Raw genomic sequence first — 13,731 nt, 5'->3', positions numbered from 1 at the left:
CAGCCGTGACCGGGCATGAAGGACAGGCGCATCCGGCGATCAGGCCTGGGTGCCGCCCACGGTGATGCCGTCGATCAGCAGCGACGGCTGGCCCACGCCCACCGGCACGCTCTGCCCATCCTTGCCGCAGATGCCCACGCCCTGGTCCAGCGCCAGGTCGTTGCCGATCATGCGCACCTTCTGCATGGTTTCGGGGCCGTTGCCGATCAGGGTGGCGCCCTTTACCGGCGCGGTCACCTTGCCGTCTTCGATCAGATAGGCCTCGGTAGCCGAGAACACGTACTTGCCGCTGGTGATGTCGACCTGGCCGCCACCGAAGTTGACCGCGTAGATGCCCTTCTTCACCGAGCGGATCATCTCTTCCGGCTCGTGCTGGCCGGCGCGCATGTAGGTATTGGTCATGCGCGGCATGGTCATGTGCGCAAACGATTCGCGGCGGCCGTTGCCGGTCGGGGCCACGCCCATCAGCCGCGCGTTGAGCGAATCCTGCATGTAGCCGACCAGGATGCCGTCCTCGATCAGCGTCGTGCACTGCGTGGGATGGCCCTCGTCGTCGATGTTGAGCGACCCGCGGCGACCGTCCAGCGTGCCGTCGTCCACGATGGTCACCCCGGGCGCGGCCACACGCTCGCCGACACGGCCGGCATACACGCTGGTGCCCTTGCGGTTGAAGTCGCCTTCCAGGCCATGCCCGACCGCCTCATGCAGCAGCACGCCCGGCCAGCCCGGGCCCAGTACCACCGTCATCACCCCGGCCGGGGCCGGCACGGCTTCCAGGTTGACCAGCGCCTGGCGCAGCGCCTCGCGCGCGAAGGCCTCCGGGCGCCCGTCGGCGAACAGTTCCTCATAGCTGTAGCGCCCGCCGCCGCCGGAATAGCCGGACTCGCGGCGGCCGTGCTGTTCCACGATCACCTGCACATTGAGCCGCACCAGCGGGCGGATGTCGCCGGCCAGCACGCCGTCGCTGCGCGCGATCAGCACCGTATCCACGCCACCGGACAGGCTCACCATCACCTGCTGCACGCGCGGGTCGGCGGCACGCAGGTATCGGTCCAGGCGCTTGAGCATCTCCACCTTGGTCTCGTTGCCCATGCCGTCGATCGGGTCCAGCGCCGGGTACAGCGCGCGGGCGTTGCCGCGCACAAGCGCGCGGGCCGGCTGTGCGCCGCCATCGCGCGAGATCGCGCGCGCGGACTGCGCCGCGGCCAGCAGTGCGTCGCTGTGGATGTCATCGGAATAGGCGAAGCCGGTCTTCTCGCCGGCGATGGCGCGCACGCCCACGCCCTGCTCGATCGAATGGGCCCCGTCCTTGACGATGCCGTCCTCCACGCTCCAGCTCTCGCGGCGGGCGTGCTGGAAGTACAGGTCGCCAAAGTCGATACCGGGCCCCAGCAGGGTGCCGAAGGTACGGTCCAGCCCGGAAGCATCCAGCCCGGCGGGCAGCAACAGGCGGTCGTGGGCAAGGGTGAGTGCGTTGTCGGTCATGGTCTTGATCTGTGGGCGCAGGCCGGTATCGCAAGCCTGGCGCGGTAAAGGGGGGGCATGGCGGGAGTCAGCGCGCGGCCGGCGGCGGCGTGGCAGCCGGTGGCGGTGGCGCGTTGTCGCGGTCGATCACCTCGACCTTGGGTTCGGCCCACGGGCCGGTGACGCGGTAGGTCTTGGCGCCGATCTCGCCCAGCGGCTTGGACAGCACCGCATTGGCCGCCGCCCCCACCGCCGCGCCGATCGGGCCGCCCGCCACGGCGCCCACCACGGTGAGCAGGTTGCCGGCGCGCGGGTTGACGTCGATGGTCTGGTCGAACTGCTGGCGGCGCAGATCGGTCTGGCCGCGGATATTGATGTTGGCCGCCGGGCCCTCGATCAGCACCTTGTCGGTGGTGGCCATGCCGTTGGCGAAGGCCAGCGTGCCTTCGATCTGGTTGAAGGCAAAGCCCTTCGAGAAGAAGTCGCGGAAGTCGAACATCAACCGGCGCGGCAGCTGGGTCACGCTGAGCAGGCCCAGCACGCGGCCTGCGCCCGGCTCCAGCTCCAGCAGCTGGCCGTTGCGCGCGTGCACCTGCATCTGCCCCTGCAGCGCCCCCAGCTGGAAGTCGGAGGGGCCGCCCTGCCAGCCTGCCTCCAGGCTGATCTGGCCCTGGCCGCCGCGCAGCTGGCCGCCGTAGTCCAGGTTCTGCATCAACCCGCCCAGGTCCTCGCTGTCGACCTTGACCTGGACCTGGGTGCGGGCGGCGTCGCCCATGCCCAGCCAGCGGCCCTGGATGTCGATTTCCTGCTTGGGGGCCCGGAACTGCAACTGGTCCACGCTGAGCCCGTTGCCGAACGGACGCGTGCGCAGCACCGCCTGGCCCAGCCGGGCCTTGCCGAACTGCAGGTCGGCGATATCCAGCGACAGCGGCGGAATCTTCGCCGGATTGGTGTCGTTGGCGCTGGCCTGTACCCGCGCCGGCAACGTGCTGCCAGTGGGCAGGAGAATCGGCGCGCCGTCGCCCGGCGGCTTCACCGGCGTCGGCGGGGACTGCCAGTGCACGCGGTCGAGCTTGCCGACGATGGCCGCGCCGTCGGCGCTGGGCACGTTGAGGCTGCCGGCCAGCGCGGGGCCGTCGAGGCGCACGTCCACCCCGTTGGCGGACGGCCGCAGCTGCAACCGGGTGTCCGTGAACACGCCGCCGGCCAGCAGCAGCTGCCCGACCTGCACGTCCACCTGGCGCAGCGGCATCGGGTCGGCATCCGGCGTGCCGCCCGGCGAGCGGGCCAGCGCGATCCAGTCCAGTGCGTCCAGCGAGCCGCTGCGACCGTTGACCACCAATCCGTTGGCGGGTGGCTCGCGGTCGACCTTGTCGCTGCCCAGCGTGACCTGCACGCCGGTCTGGTTGTTGTGGGTGCGCGCGGCCAGGGCCAGGCGCTGGCCGAAGGCCACGTCCACGCGCCCGGCGCCCATCGGCAGCTGCGCGTTGACGGCGGTGGCCAGCGGCGTCTCGGCCGGCTTGTCCAGCGGTGCCGGCAGGTCCAACCGGGTGCCGACCAGGTCCGAGTGCAGCCGCAGCAGCGTGGGCGCCTCGACCTTGCTGCCCGGGGCTACCCGGGGCAGGGACACGCCGATGGTCCAGCGCGAGGTGCCCTGGATGTACGGCTTGAGCCAGGCCAGCTCGGGCGCGCGGTCGAGCAGCAGGCCGGCGTCCAGCGAGGCGGTCAGTTCCGATTCGAAGGCCTGAAGCGGGTCACGCACATAGCCACCGGCGCGCAGGCTGAGCTGGCCGTCGTGGCCCAGGTGACGCACCGCCAGCGCCTCGGCGCCGAAGCCGTCGTGGCTGTAGTTGGCCTTGCCGCGCATCGCATCGAAAGTCAGCGCGAAGCGCTTGTCCGTCAGCGTCGCGCCGTCCAGCTCGACCGTGCCCTGCAGGTGCCCACCGCCCTCGTCATGGTGCAGCGGCTGCAGCAGGTCGAAGGTCACCGCCGCCGGCCCCTTCGCGGTGAGGTTGTCCAGCGAATCGGCATAGGTCTTGTGCAGCGGGCTCTGCTTGAGCATGGCCAGCAACGCGCCGGCATCGCTGCGGCTGGTTGCCTTCACGTACAGCTGGGAGGCGCCGAAATCGGCGATGCCGGCATCGAAGTGGTCCACCGCCACCCCGGCCAGATCGCCGCGGCCGTGCAGTTCGAACCCGGGCCCGATGAAGGCGATGTCACCATCGACCTTGTTCATGGTCGGCCAGTCGTGCTGGAAGCGGATGTTGCCGTTGTCGATGTGGCCGGTGGCCTCGAACCGGCCGTTGTGGTTGTTGAACGGCCAGTCTTCCAGGTCGCCGGTCACCAGGCCGACGCCGCCGCGCACGTAACCGCCCACCAGCGCCGCGTCCAGCCAGTCGGTGGCCGCCTTGCTCATCTTGGAGTGGATCCAGAAACGCTTGGCCGCGGTCATCGGCACGTCGTCGATCTTGGCCGCCAGTTGCAGCCACGGGCGGGTGCCATTGCCCTGGAACCACACCGTGCCGCGCACATCGGCCGCATAGTCGGTGCCCTGCACGCGCAGCGCCGGCGTGCCGATACGCCAGCCACCGCCTTCATCGCGCCAGCCCACCATGCTGCCGGCGAGGCGCACGTCGTGGCGCACGCCGAAGCCGGTGGGCCAGTCAAAATGCATCGTCCGGGTCGGCTGCAGTTCGAGGCGGAAGCCGTTGGCGTCGCCGTCGAAATGTCCGCCCACCCCACTCAGGCCCGGAGCGTGCCCCACCGCGGCGAAGGCGATCTCCTCCAGCTCGCCTTCCACACTCAGCGCGCCATCGCGCTCGCCGGCCACGCGCACGCGCGTCATGCGCACCTGCGGCGCGGCCTCATGCAACCAGCTGCGCAGGCCCGGGTCGATCCGGTCGCTCAGTGCCAGCCCGCGCAGCAGCGCGGTGGCGTCGATGTTGTCGCCGGCCAGCGCCATGTGCTGGCCGCCAGCGATCAACAACCCGTCCAGCTGCTCGGTGCGCCCCTCCATGCCGATCCGCAGGCGCGGTGCGTCGGCCCGCCAGCCGCCCTGTACCCAGCGCCAGCGCGCGCGCAGCTGCAGCGTGTCCAGCTGCAGCGCCGGGCGCTTGCCGTCGGCCAGCGGCGCGCCGCGCAGTTGCACGTCCTGCAGGTCGGCGTCGGTGCTGATCATCACCGGGCGGTGGTCGCGCAGGTCGACCCACGCGTTCAACTCGCCGGTGCCTTCCTGCAGGCTCACGCCGCCGAACTGCAGCAAGCGCGACCAGGCGCGGAAGTCGGCCGGGTCGGCGCCCAGCCAGACCTGGCCGTCGCCGCGCGAGCGCTCGAAATCCACCACCGCCGTCAGCGGCATGGCCTGCGGGTCGGCCCAGGCACGTGCGCCGACGCGCAGGCGCTTGCCGTCCACGCGCAGGCGCAGGTCGATGCGCGGCAGCTCGGCCTGCAGCCCCAGCGACGGCGCGTCCACGCGCAGCTTTCCGCCGATCACCTGCAGCTCGCCCAGCCGGCGCAGCGCGTCCAGCGGGTCGCCACCGGTGTTGGACTGCGGCAGGCCCTGTACCGACCAGCGGCCGTCCGGCGCACGTTGCAGCACCAGCGCCAGCCCACGCAGGCGCAGTTCGGTCAGGGAATGGCCGGGCAACAGGCCGGCATACATCGACACCAGCACTTCGGCTTCGCCAATGCGCAGCCCCTGGCCTTCACCGATACGCAGGCCCTTCAGCGCCAGCAACGGCCCGCGTCGGGTCCAGCGGGTCTGCATCTGGTCGAAGCGCACCGGCTGGCCGGCGCGCGCGCTCAGCCACGCGGCGACCTTGTCCGGGTGGCGCTCGGCCACGGGCAGCAGCTGGCTGACGCTGCCCACCAGCAGCGCCACGCAGACCAGTACGATCGCCATGGCATAAGCGGCATGGCGGCGAATCCTTCGCAGTCGTAGGCGCAGCGGCGCGCTCATCGGCACCGCTGCGCGCCGGCGCACGGCGGCGCAGGCGTGCCCAGGTCAGAGCAGAACAACATCGAACTGCTCCTGCAGGTACTGCTCGTCCGCCTGGAAGCGGATCGACTTGCCCAGGAACTCCTCCAGCTCGGCCACCGCCGTGGATTCCTCGTCGGTGATCCGCGCCACCACCTTGGAGGAGGCGATCACCAGCAGGCGCGCCGCATCGAACTGGCGCACGGCGCGGGTGATCTCGCGGAAGATCTCGTAGGTCACCGTTTCTGCGGTCTTGATCGACCCACGCCCGCTGCACTCCGGGCACGGCTCGGAGAGCTGCCGCTCCAGGCTTTCCACGGTGCGCTTGCGGGTCATTTCAACCAGCCCCAGCGGCGAGAAGTCGTACACGGTGGTCTTGGCGTGGTCGCGCGCCAGTGCCTTCTCCAGCGTACGCAGCACCTGGCGGCGATGCTCGGCGTCATCCATGTCGATGAAGTCGATGATGATGATGCCGCCCAGGTTGCGCAGCCGCAGCTGGCGCGCCACCGACTGGGCGGCCTCCAGATTCGTGCGGAACACCGTCTCTTCCAGATTGCGCTGGCCGAGGAACGAACCGGTGTTGACGTCGATGGTGGTCATCGCCTCGGTCTGGTCGATCACCAGGTAGCCGCCGGACTTGAGCGGCACCTGCTTGTCGAGCGCGCGGCCGATCTCGTCCTCGACCCCGAACATGTCGAAGATCGGGCGGTCGCCGCTGTACAGCTCCAGCTTCTCGGCCAGCACCGGCATGTACTTGGCCACGAACGCCTGCAGCTGCCCGAAGGTTTCCTTGGAGTCCACCTTGACCTTGTCCACATCCTTGCGGATCAGGTCGCGCACCGAACGCAGCGGCAGGCTCAGGTCTTCGTAGATCACGCTGCACGGCGCGGCCTCGCGGCCACGGCGTTCGACCACGTTCCACACCCGCGACAGGTAGGCCACGTCCTCGGCGATGGCTTCGGCCGGCTGGCCCTCGGCATTGGTGCGCACGATGTAGCCGTAGCCGCCGTGCTGGGCCGACAACTCGGTCACCAGCGTCTTGAGCCGGGCGCGCTCGCCCTCGTCCTCGATCCGCGCCGACACGCCCACCACCTTGGACTGCGGCAGCAGCACCATGTAGCGCGAGGGAATGCTGATCTGGGTGGTCAGCCGTGCGCCCTTGGTTCCGATCGGGTCCTTGACCACCTGCACCACGATGTCCTGGCCGTCGCGCAGCAGTTCCACGATCGGCACCGACGACGGCGGCGGCAGCGTGGTGCCTTCGGTGTCCGGGCTGGCCACCGGCGCCGGGCGCACCACGTCGTTGGCGTGCAGGAACGCGGCACGCTCCAGCCCGACCTCGACGAAGGCGGCCTGCATGCCCGGCATCACCCGCTGCACCTTGCCCTTGTAGATGTTGCCCACCACGCCGCGGCGCCAGCCACGCTCGATATGCAGTTCCTGCAACATGCCATTTTCGATGACGGCCACGCGGGTCTCGCGTGGGGTCACGTTGACCAGAATTTCTTCAGACACGGGCGACTCCCTTCGATTCGAACGCCAGCAGCAACTGCTCGGTCTGTTGCAGGGGCAAACCCATTACACCCGAATAGCTTCCCGCCAGGTGGCGGATATATCGTTCGGCCCCGCCCTGGATGGCGTAGGCCCCGGCCTTGCCCATCGGCTCGCCGGTGGCGACGTAGGCGGCGATGGCCGCCTCGTCCAGATCAATGAAACTCACCTCCGACACCACCAGCACGCCCTGCTCGCGCCCGGCGGCCACCAGCGCCACGGCGGTGGCCACCTGGTGGGTGCGCCCGGACAGCCGGCGCAGCATGGCGGCGGCATCGGCGGCGTCCAGCGGCTTGCCGAACACCTCACCATCGAGCAGCACTTCGGTGTCCGAACCCAGCACTACGGCGTGCGGGTCGTCGGCGACCCGCGCCAGCCCGGCGCGGGCCTTGTCGGCGGCCACGCGCTGGACGTAGTCCAGGGCGGCTTCCCCGGCGGCCCGCACTTCGGGCACGTCCAGGTCCAGCGCCTGGAACGGTCGGTCCAGGCGCGCCAGCAATTCGGTTCGACGGGGGGAACGGGAGGCAAGATAAAGCATCGCGGAAGCATAACCTGCGGCCACTGTCTGAATCGCGAGCAACAGCACCCAATCGTCACCAACCCCGTCCAGGATCACCAGACGTTCATCGCCCCGACACCAACCTCAACGCCTTCACAAGGAGATGTACATGCGCCGACCGTCCCTGTCCCCGTTGCTGCTCGCCCTTTCCCTTGCCCTGGGAACCTCGATGACCGCCCACGCCCAGTCCCAGCCTGCCATCGCCGTCCCCGCCGACAGCACCCTGCTCAATATCTCCGCCAATGCCGAGGCCCGGCGCGTGCCGGACGTGGCCACCCTGTCGGCCGGCGTGGTCACCCAGGCCGTGGACGGCAACACCGCCATGCGCCAGAACGCCGAACAGATGGTGAAGGTGCTGGCGGCGATCAAGGCGGCCGGCATCGCCGAGCGCGACGTGCAGACCAGCGGGGTCAACCTCAGCCCGCAGTACCGTTACGCCGACAACGAGGCGCCGAAGATCACCGGCTACCAGGCCAGCAATACCGTGAGCCTGAAGGTGCGCGACATCGCCAAGCTGGGCAAGGTGCTGGACGCGCTGGCCGCACAGGGGGCCAACCAGATCAACGGCCCGCAGTTCGAGATCGACCAGCCCGAACCGGTCTACGACGAAGCCCGCCTGGCCGCGCTGAAAAAGGCCCAGGCCCGCGCCGAGACCTACGCCAAATCGCTTGGCCTGCGCGTGCGCCGCATCGTCAGCATTTCCGAAAGCGCCGGCGGCAACTTCCGCCCGGTGATGATGCGCGCCGCCGCCGCACCGATGGCCGCCGATATTTCCACCCCGGTGTCGCCGGGCGAGTCGACCGTGTCGGTCAACCTGGACGTGGTGTTCGACCTGGGGCGGTAACCCGGACTGACACACCGACGCACTGACACACCGACGCAACAACGCAACAACGCAACGACGGGGTAGAGCGGACTGCTAGTCCGCTCTACCTGACCGCCAGCCAAACACCCACACCGACCCTGACTTCCAGCCCGCGCCGCGCCGCGGTATTGCTGTCATTGCGGGGCTCCGGCCCCTGCACGTTGAAGTTCCCGCCCGTACATCTGGCAAGGAGAGTGGCGCATGGTCCGTACGCATCCCCCGGTGGTACCGCTGCAAATCGACGTCTCGCGCGTGCTCGGCTGGAGCACCGCCCTGGCCCTGCATCTGCTCGCGCTGATGCTGCTGCTCATCCCCGCCGCCTACGTGGCCGCACCGCTGCCGCGCGACCGCACCGTGGTGCGCATGATCACCCCGGACATCCCCACCCCCAAGCCGCCGGAACTGATCAAGCCCGAAGAGCCGGTCCCGGTGGTCCACGCGCCCCCCGCCACCCCGCGCGTGGCGCCGCTGCCGCCGGCCACCGCGACCATCGATGACGTGCTGGCCGTGCCGCCACTGCCGGCCGGCGAGGTCCAGGCTCCCACCCTGGCCCCGGCCGACCCCGTCCCGCCGGCCGGTGGTGAAGGCGTGCAGCTGCAGTACCGCAGCGCGCCGCCGCCGAGCTACCCGATCGCCGCGATCCGCGACGGCCAGCAGGGCACGGTGCTGCTCCGCGTCCAGGTAGACCCGGACGGCAAGGCGGCCAGCGTGGTCATTGAACGCAGCAGCGGCTCGCGGGTGTTGGACAACGCGGCCCGCCAGCAGGTGCTGCGTCATTGGCGCTTCGTCCCGGCCCAGGTGGACGGCAAGGCCGTATCGGCCGTGGGCCTGGTTCCGGTCAGTTTTTCGCTGCCGGACTGACGTAAACGGCGTGGGGTTCCGGCCACGGACCCCACGCTTTTTGACGGCGATCACGGATCGCGCCAATTAAGCAATTTTTCACTCGCACGTCACCCGCCGGAAACATAGATTGTCGCCGACGCCAGTAGTTCCCCCGGCGCCGACAACGACATCGCTGGTTTTCCCAGTCAGGAGAGACGCTGTGAAACACCCGATCCAACGGCTCGACAGCAGCCGCCGCACCACGCTTTCCCGTTCAATTTCCTCGGCCCTCACCGGCGGCGCGCTGCTGCTGGCCGGCGCCTTCGCCTCCTTCTCCGCGATGGCACAGGACCAGGGGGCGACCAACCTGGACCGGATCACGGTCACCGGCTCCAACATTCCCCGCACCAACACCGAAACCCCGTCCCCCGTGCAGGTGGTGACGCGCCAGGAAATCGACCGCAGTGGCAAGACCACCGTGGCCGAGTACCTGCAGACGCTTACCTCCGATGGCGCCGGCTCGATCCCCAAGACCTTCGGCAACGGCTTTGCCGGCGGCGGCGCGGGCATTTCGCTGCGCGGCCTGGGCGCCGGCTCGACGCTGGTGTTGTTGAATGGCCGTCGCATGGCCACCTATGGCCTGGCCGATGACGGCCAGAAGGTCTTCACCGACCTGAGCACCATTCCGCTGGATGCGGTCGAGCGCGTGGAAGTGCTCAAGGACGGCGCCTCGGCCATCTACGGTTCGGACGCCATCGCCGGCGTGGTGAACATCATCCTGCGCAGCGATTTCAAAGGCGCGATCCTGCGCGGTTCGTACGGCATCTCCGGCGACGGCGACGGCGATGCGAAGAAGGCTACCCTCACCGCCGGCGCAGGCGACATTGCCGAAGACGGCTGGAACGCGTTCTTCAGCCTGGACGTGGGCAGGACCGACGCCATCAAGGTCAGCGACCGCAAGAACCGCGACTGGATCGGTACCGGCGACCTGCGTCGCTGGGGCATTGCGGCCTCCGACGCGCAGTTCCTCAACGGCGCCTTCCTCAATGGCGGCACCAGCGGCGGCTCCGGCCCCAACGGCTCGGTGTTCGACGACCGCAACGTGAGCGCCACCGCCCCGGCCTTCCTGGTGCCGCTGCCGGGCTGCCAGGGCCTGACCAACGTTCCCGGCCAGACCGATGCCTCCATCGCCGAGGATGGCTGCCTCTACGATGCGGTCCAGCAGTTCCGCGACCTGAGCCCGAAGGAGGACTACGTCAACGTGTTCGGTCGCGCCAGCTTCGCCTATGGCGAAGGCGGCGAGATCTACACCGAAATCGGGTACTCCAAGAAGGAAACGGTGTTCAGCAACACGCCTTCCGGCGTGTCCGGCAGCTGGGGTTTCCCGGGCGGCCCGCGCAACGCCAGCAGCGGCCCGGGCGCCGTAGTGTTGTCGCCGACCCATCCGGACAACCCGATTCCGGGCCAGGCTTCGCGCCTGCGCTACACGGCCTGGGACGTGGGCCCGCGCGTGGTCACCAACACCAATGAGTTCACCCGCTTCCTGGTGGGCACCAAGGGCAACTGGGGCGATTGGAGCTACGACACCGCCTTCCTGCATTCCGGCACCGAGCTGACCAACAAGCGCACCGGCTTCCTGCGCTACAGCGCCGTGCAGTGCGCCCTGGGCGACCCGGCCTGCGCCGGTGGCACCTGGCGTATCGGCGACAACGCCGGCCTCAATTCGCAGGCGCTGTACGACTACATCTCACCGGACATCAAGGCCCGCGCCTCGTCCAGCCTGGACATGTTCGACTTCACCGTGTCGCGCAGCCTGATGGACCTCAAGGGCGGCCCGCTCGGCCTGGCCATCGGCACCGAATGGCGCAAGACCAGCAACAGCCTGACCCCGCAGACCTACACCGACCAGGGCGACATCATCGGCCTGGGCTACTCGGCCTATGACGGCACCCAGAACGTGTACGCCGGCTATGTCGAACTGTCGGCCCCGGTGCTGGAGCAACTGGAACTGTCCGGCGCGGTGCGCTATGACAAGTACGAAAGCGGCGACGGCAAGGCCACGCCGAAGCTGGGCATCAAATGGACGCCGGCGGACTGGATCGCATTGCGTGCCACCTACGCCGAAGGCTTCCGTGCACCCAACCCGGCCGAGAATGGCGATGGCGGCCTGGCCGCATTCTCCACTGCCCGCGACCCGGTGCGCTGCGCGGCCAGCCCGCCGGCGGATGTGACCACCAACTGCGGCGCCCGCCCGGTGGCCATCATTACCAGCCCCAACCCGGACCTGGTGCCTGAGGAGTCGAAGAGCTACTCGGTCGGCATCGTGCTGCAGCCGACACGCACCACCTCGCTGACCGTGGACGCCTGGCAGATCAAACGCACCGACGAAATCGCCCAGGGCAGCACTGCCGATGCGATCGCGGCGGGCAACGTGCTGCGCGATACGGATCTGATCAACGGCGTTCCGGGCACCGGCACGATCCTGGCAGTCAACACCGCCTACGTGAATGCCAACTCGTCGCGTGTGCGCGGTATCGATACCGATATCCGCCAGACCTTCGACATCGGCCCGGGCCAGCTGGAGATGGACCTGCAGTGGAGCCACGTGCTCAAGTTCGAGCGCACCGAAGGCGGCAGCACCGTGGATTACGTGGGCACCCACGGCAACTGCGACGTGACCAACTGCATCGGCACCCCGCAGGACCGCATCAACTTCGGCACCACCTGGAAGCAGGACGCCTGGAGCGTGAGCGGCGTGGTCAACTACATCAGCAGCCTGGAGAACAAGGACCGTCGCGGTGGCGATTACCTGGCCTTCTATTGGGACGGCACGCCGGTGGAGAAGATCGCTTCGTTCACCACCTTCGACCTGTCCGGCCGCTGGAACATCACCGATGCATTCGAGCTCAATGCCTCGGTGCAGAACGTGTTCGACCGCACCGCCCCGCTCGACCCGACCACCTACGGTGGCGTGAACTACAACCCGCTGCACTTCAGCGGTGCGATCGGGCGTTACTTCACGGTGGGTGCGAAGTACACCTTCAACTGATCCAGGCAATAGTGTGAAACCAGACGCCCGGGCAATGCCCGGGCGTCTTCTATCGGGTCATCTGTATCTGATACGCGGCGTCGGATGGGTAAGAGTCACCCATTCCCCAGAGGCAGATATAGGGAATACGAAGTCGTCGTGGCTTCGCGGAAGCCGTAGGCGCGATAGAAGCGAGCCGCACCTTCATGCAACGCATCCACCAGCAGCACGCGCACGCCGAGCTGTTCGCGCAACCCCATGCACCGCGCCACGGCATGCGCCAGGAGGTAATCACCGTGTCCCTTGCCTTGCTCACCACTAGAGACGGCCAACCTCCCCATGCGGATGGCCGGCACCGGATAGCTGGGCAGACGCTTGCGATCCACATCCTGCAACTCCGTCAGCAGCAGTTGGGCTGCTGACAAGCTGTAGTAGCCCAGAATGCGGCCAGGTTCGCTGTCATCCACCAGAACATGTGTGGTGCTGATACCCGCTCTGTGATGCTGGGTGGCCTGGTGCCGCAGGTAGCTATCCAGCGTGGGTTCGCCACATGCAAACCCGTCGCGATGATGCCGTTTGGACTTGAGCTGCTCGACAACGAGCATGCATCAATCCTGCTCGACCCGGGCAAGAGCCCTTCTCAGCTTGGCGTTTGGCTGGAACGGAGCATCGAGAGCCTTGAGGAAGCGTTGAGACTCCTCCGCCGACAGGGTGACGGTCAGCTCCGCAGTCATGACGCTTTCGGCTTCGCGCAGCACTGCATCGCGTACGAAAGCAGACAGCGGAACGCCTCGCAGGTCGGCGGCACGGGCAATACGCGCCTTGTCGGCGGGATTCAGGCGCAGGTCCAGACGGGCGGCAGCAGGGGTCCCGGCAATCTTCATGTACGGAATAGTACCGTACAACGACCACATGTCAATTACACGCAGCATCAGAGCGCCACGCCTTGGACGACTATGGGGTAATCGACGCCGCGCGCAGCGACGCACGGTGTCGCTCTATGAATTGTTGAGGAGATCATTGTCATGCAGGCGGGCAAGGATGATCTTGCGCGTATCCGCGTGCATCTTGCCTTGCGCCATTAACCCGCACCCCTCTGCCAGCTCCGCAGTCTGTCCTGACATCGCATGCCCTTCGCCAAGGCGGGGGGCCAAGATCCTAGCGCCCCAATTTGCGTGGCACTTTCAGTTTTCCGTCAACTCCGGACCTGGTCTGCCCTCAAGGAAGTATCGCCCGCGCGTCGCACATCATTGCCTGCTCCCTTCGTTCCAGGGCCATGAACGCCTGACGCGCGGCTTCGGATCGTCTAAACGTCGGATGGGCCAACGCGTCCGACGGTGCATCTGCTTCGTACGCTTGTGCCGCGCTTCGCGCGGTTGCCACGCATGGCGTGGCACTACGCGTCCGTACGCGAGAACATCCCGTAGAGCCACGCCGTGCGTGGCTGCTTTCCGTTCCGGGATCAT

At 68.3% G+C, this 13,731-nt stretch carries 9 protein-coding genes; 3 read left to right on the top strand and 6 right to left on the bottom strand.

Going from position 1 to position 13,731, the window contains the following annotated elements; genetic code table 11:
- Positions 1–39: 39 nt before the first annotated feature.
- From tldD to ACOZHM_RS13775, 4 genes are all read right to left on the bottom strand, one after another.
- Positions 40–1,485: a metalloprotease TldD gene (gene tldD / locus ACOZHM_RS13790; protein ID WP_421569887.1), complete on the bottom strand. Its 1,446-nt coding sequence runs from the start codon at positions 1,483–1,485 to the stop codon at positions 40–42.
- Between the two features lie 67 nt (positions 1,486–1,552).
- Positions 1,553–5,422 (bottom strand): YhdP family protein, encoded by a 3,870-nt coding sequence (locus ACOZHM_RS13785; RefSeq protein ID WP_421569886.1) that lies wholly within the window; start codon positions 5,420–5,422, stop codon positions 1,553–1,555.
- Positions 5,423–5,467: 45 nt separating this feature from the next.
- The gene (gene rng, locus ACOZHM_RS13780) at positions 5,468–6,955 is read right to left on the bottom strand and encodes a ribonuclease G (RefSeq protein ID WP_421569885.1); all 1,488 of its coding nucleotides are present in this window, start codon (positions 6,953–6,955) and stop codon (positions 5,468–5,470) included.
- A complete protein-coding gene (locus ACOZHM_RS13775) occupies positions 6,948–7,529 on the bottom strand; it encodes a Maf-like protein (protein ID WP_421569884.1) in 582 nt (193 codons plus the stop codon). Before ACOZHM_RS13775 ends, rng begins: the two co-directional genes overlap by 8 nt.
- A 130-nt stretch (positions 7,530–7,659) precedes the next feature.
- Here ACOZHM_RS13775 and ACOZHM_RS13770 point away from each other — a divergent pair, with 130 nt between their 5' ends.
- The 3 genes from ACOZHM_RS13770 to ACOZHM_RS13760 all read left to right on the top strand — a co-directional run bounded on the left by ACOZHM_RS13770 (position 7,660) and on the right by ACOZHM_RS13760 (position 12,286).
- Positions 7,660–8,394: an SIMPL domain-containing protein gene (locus ACOZHM_RS13770; protein ID WP_421569883.1), complete on the top strand. Its 735-nt coding sequence runs from the start codon at positions 7,660–7,662 to the stop codon at positions 8,392–8,394.
- Positions 8,395–8,616: 222 nt separating this feature from the next.
- Positions 8,617–9,276 carry an energy transducer TonB gene (locus ACOZHM_RS13765; RefSeq protein ID WP_421569882.1) on the top strand — a complete coding sequence of 220 codons (660 nt, stop codon included), beginning with the start codon at positions 8,617–8,619 and terminating at the stop codon, positions 9,274–9,276.
- Between the two features lie 181 nt (positions 9,277–9,457).
- Entirely contained in the window at positions 9,458–12,286 is a 2,829-nt protein-coding gene (locus ACOZHM_RS13760; protein WP_421569881.1) for a TonB-dependent receptor, read from the top strand.
- A gap of 95 nt (positions 12,287–12,381) precedes the next feature.
- Here ACOZHM_RS13760 and ACOZHM_RS13755 read toward each other — a convergent pair whose 3' ends face one another.
- Together ACOZHM_RS13755 and ACOZHM_RS13750 are read right to left on the bottom strand one after the other, a co-directional pair.
- Complete coding sequence (locus ACOZHM_RS13755; RefSeq protein ID WP_421569880.1) at positions 12,382–12,870, bottom strand: GNAT family N-acetyltransferase; 489 nt, start codon at positions 12,868–12,870, stop codon at positions 12,382–12,384.
- A 3-nt stretch (positions 12,871–12,873) separates the two neighbouring features.
- Positions 12,874–13,197: a DUF1778 domain-containing protein gene (locus ACOZHM_RS13750; RefSeq protein WP_421569879.1), complete on the bottom strand. Its 324-nt coding sequence runs from the start codon at positions 13,195–13,197 to the stop codon at positions 12,874–12,876.
- Positions 13,198–13,731: the final 534 nt, after the last annotated feature.

It is taken from the genome of Stenotrophomonas sp. PD6, from assembly GCF_049199305.1.
Taxonomy (GTDB): Bacteria; Pseudomonadota; Gammaproteobacteria; order Xanthomonadales; family Xanthomonadaceae; genus Stenotrophomonas.
Note: the sequence above shows the minus strand (reverse complement) of the source record. Positions and strands in the feature narration are given on the sequence as shown.

Bases quoted from the DNA above. Each gene is read 5' to 3' on its own strand.
- ACOZHM_RS13765 (WP_421569882.1), top strand. From the start codon at position 8,617: ATGGTCCGTACGCATCCCCCGGTGGTACCGCTGCAAATCGACGTCTCG.
- ACOZHM_RS13750 (WP_421569879.1), bottom strand. From the start codon at position 13,197: ATGCTGCGTGTAATTGACATGTGGTCGTTGTACGGTACTATTCCGTAC.
- tldD (WP_421569887.1), bottom strand. From the start codon at position 1,485: ATGACCGACAACGCACTCACCCTTGCCCACGACCGCCTGTTGCTGCCC.
- ACOZHM_RS13785 (WP_421569886.1), bottom strand. From the start codon at position 5,422: ATGAGCGCGCCGCTGCGCCTACGACTGCGAAGGATTCGCCGCCATGCC.
- ACOZHM_RS13775 (WP_421569884.1), bottom strand. From the start codon at position 7,529: ATGCTTTATCTTGCCTCCCGTTCCCCCCGTCGAACCGAATTGCTGGCG.
- ACOZHM_RS13755 (WP_421569880.1), bottom strand. From the start codon at position 12,870: ATGCTCGTTGTCGAGCAGCTCAAGTCCAAACGGCATCATCGCGACGGG.
- ACOZHM_RS13770 (WP_421569883.1), top strand. From the start codon at position 7,660: ATGCGCCGACCGTCCCTGTCCCCGTTGCTGCTCGCCCTTTCCCTTGCC.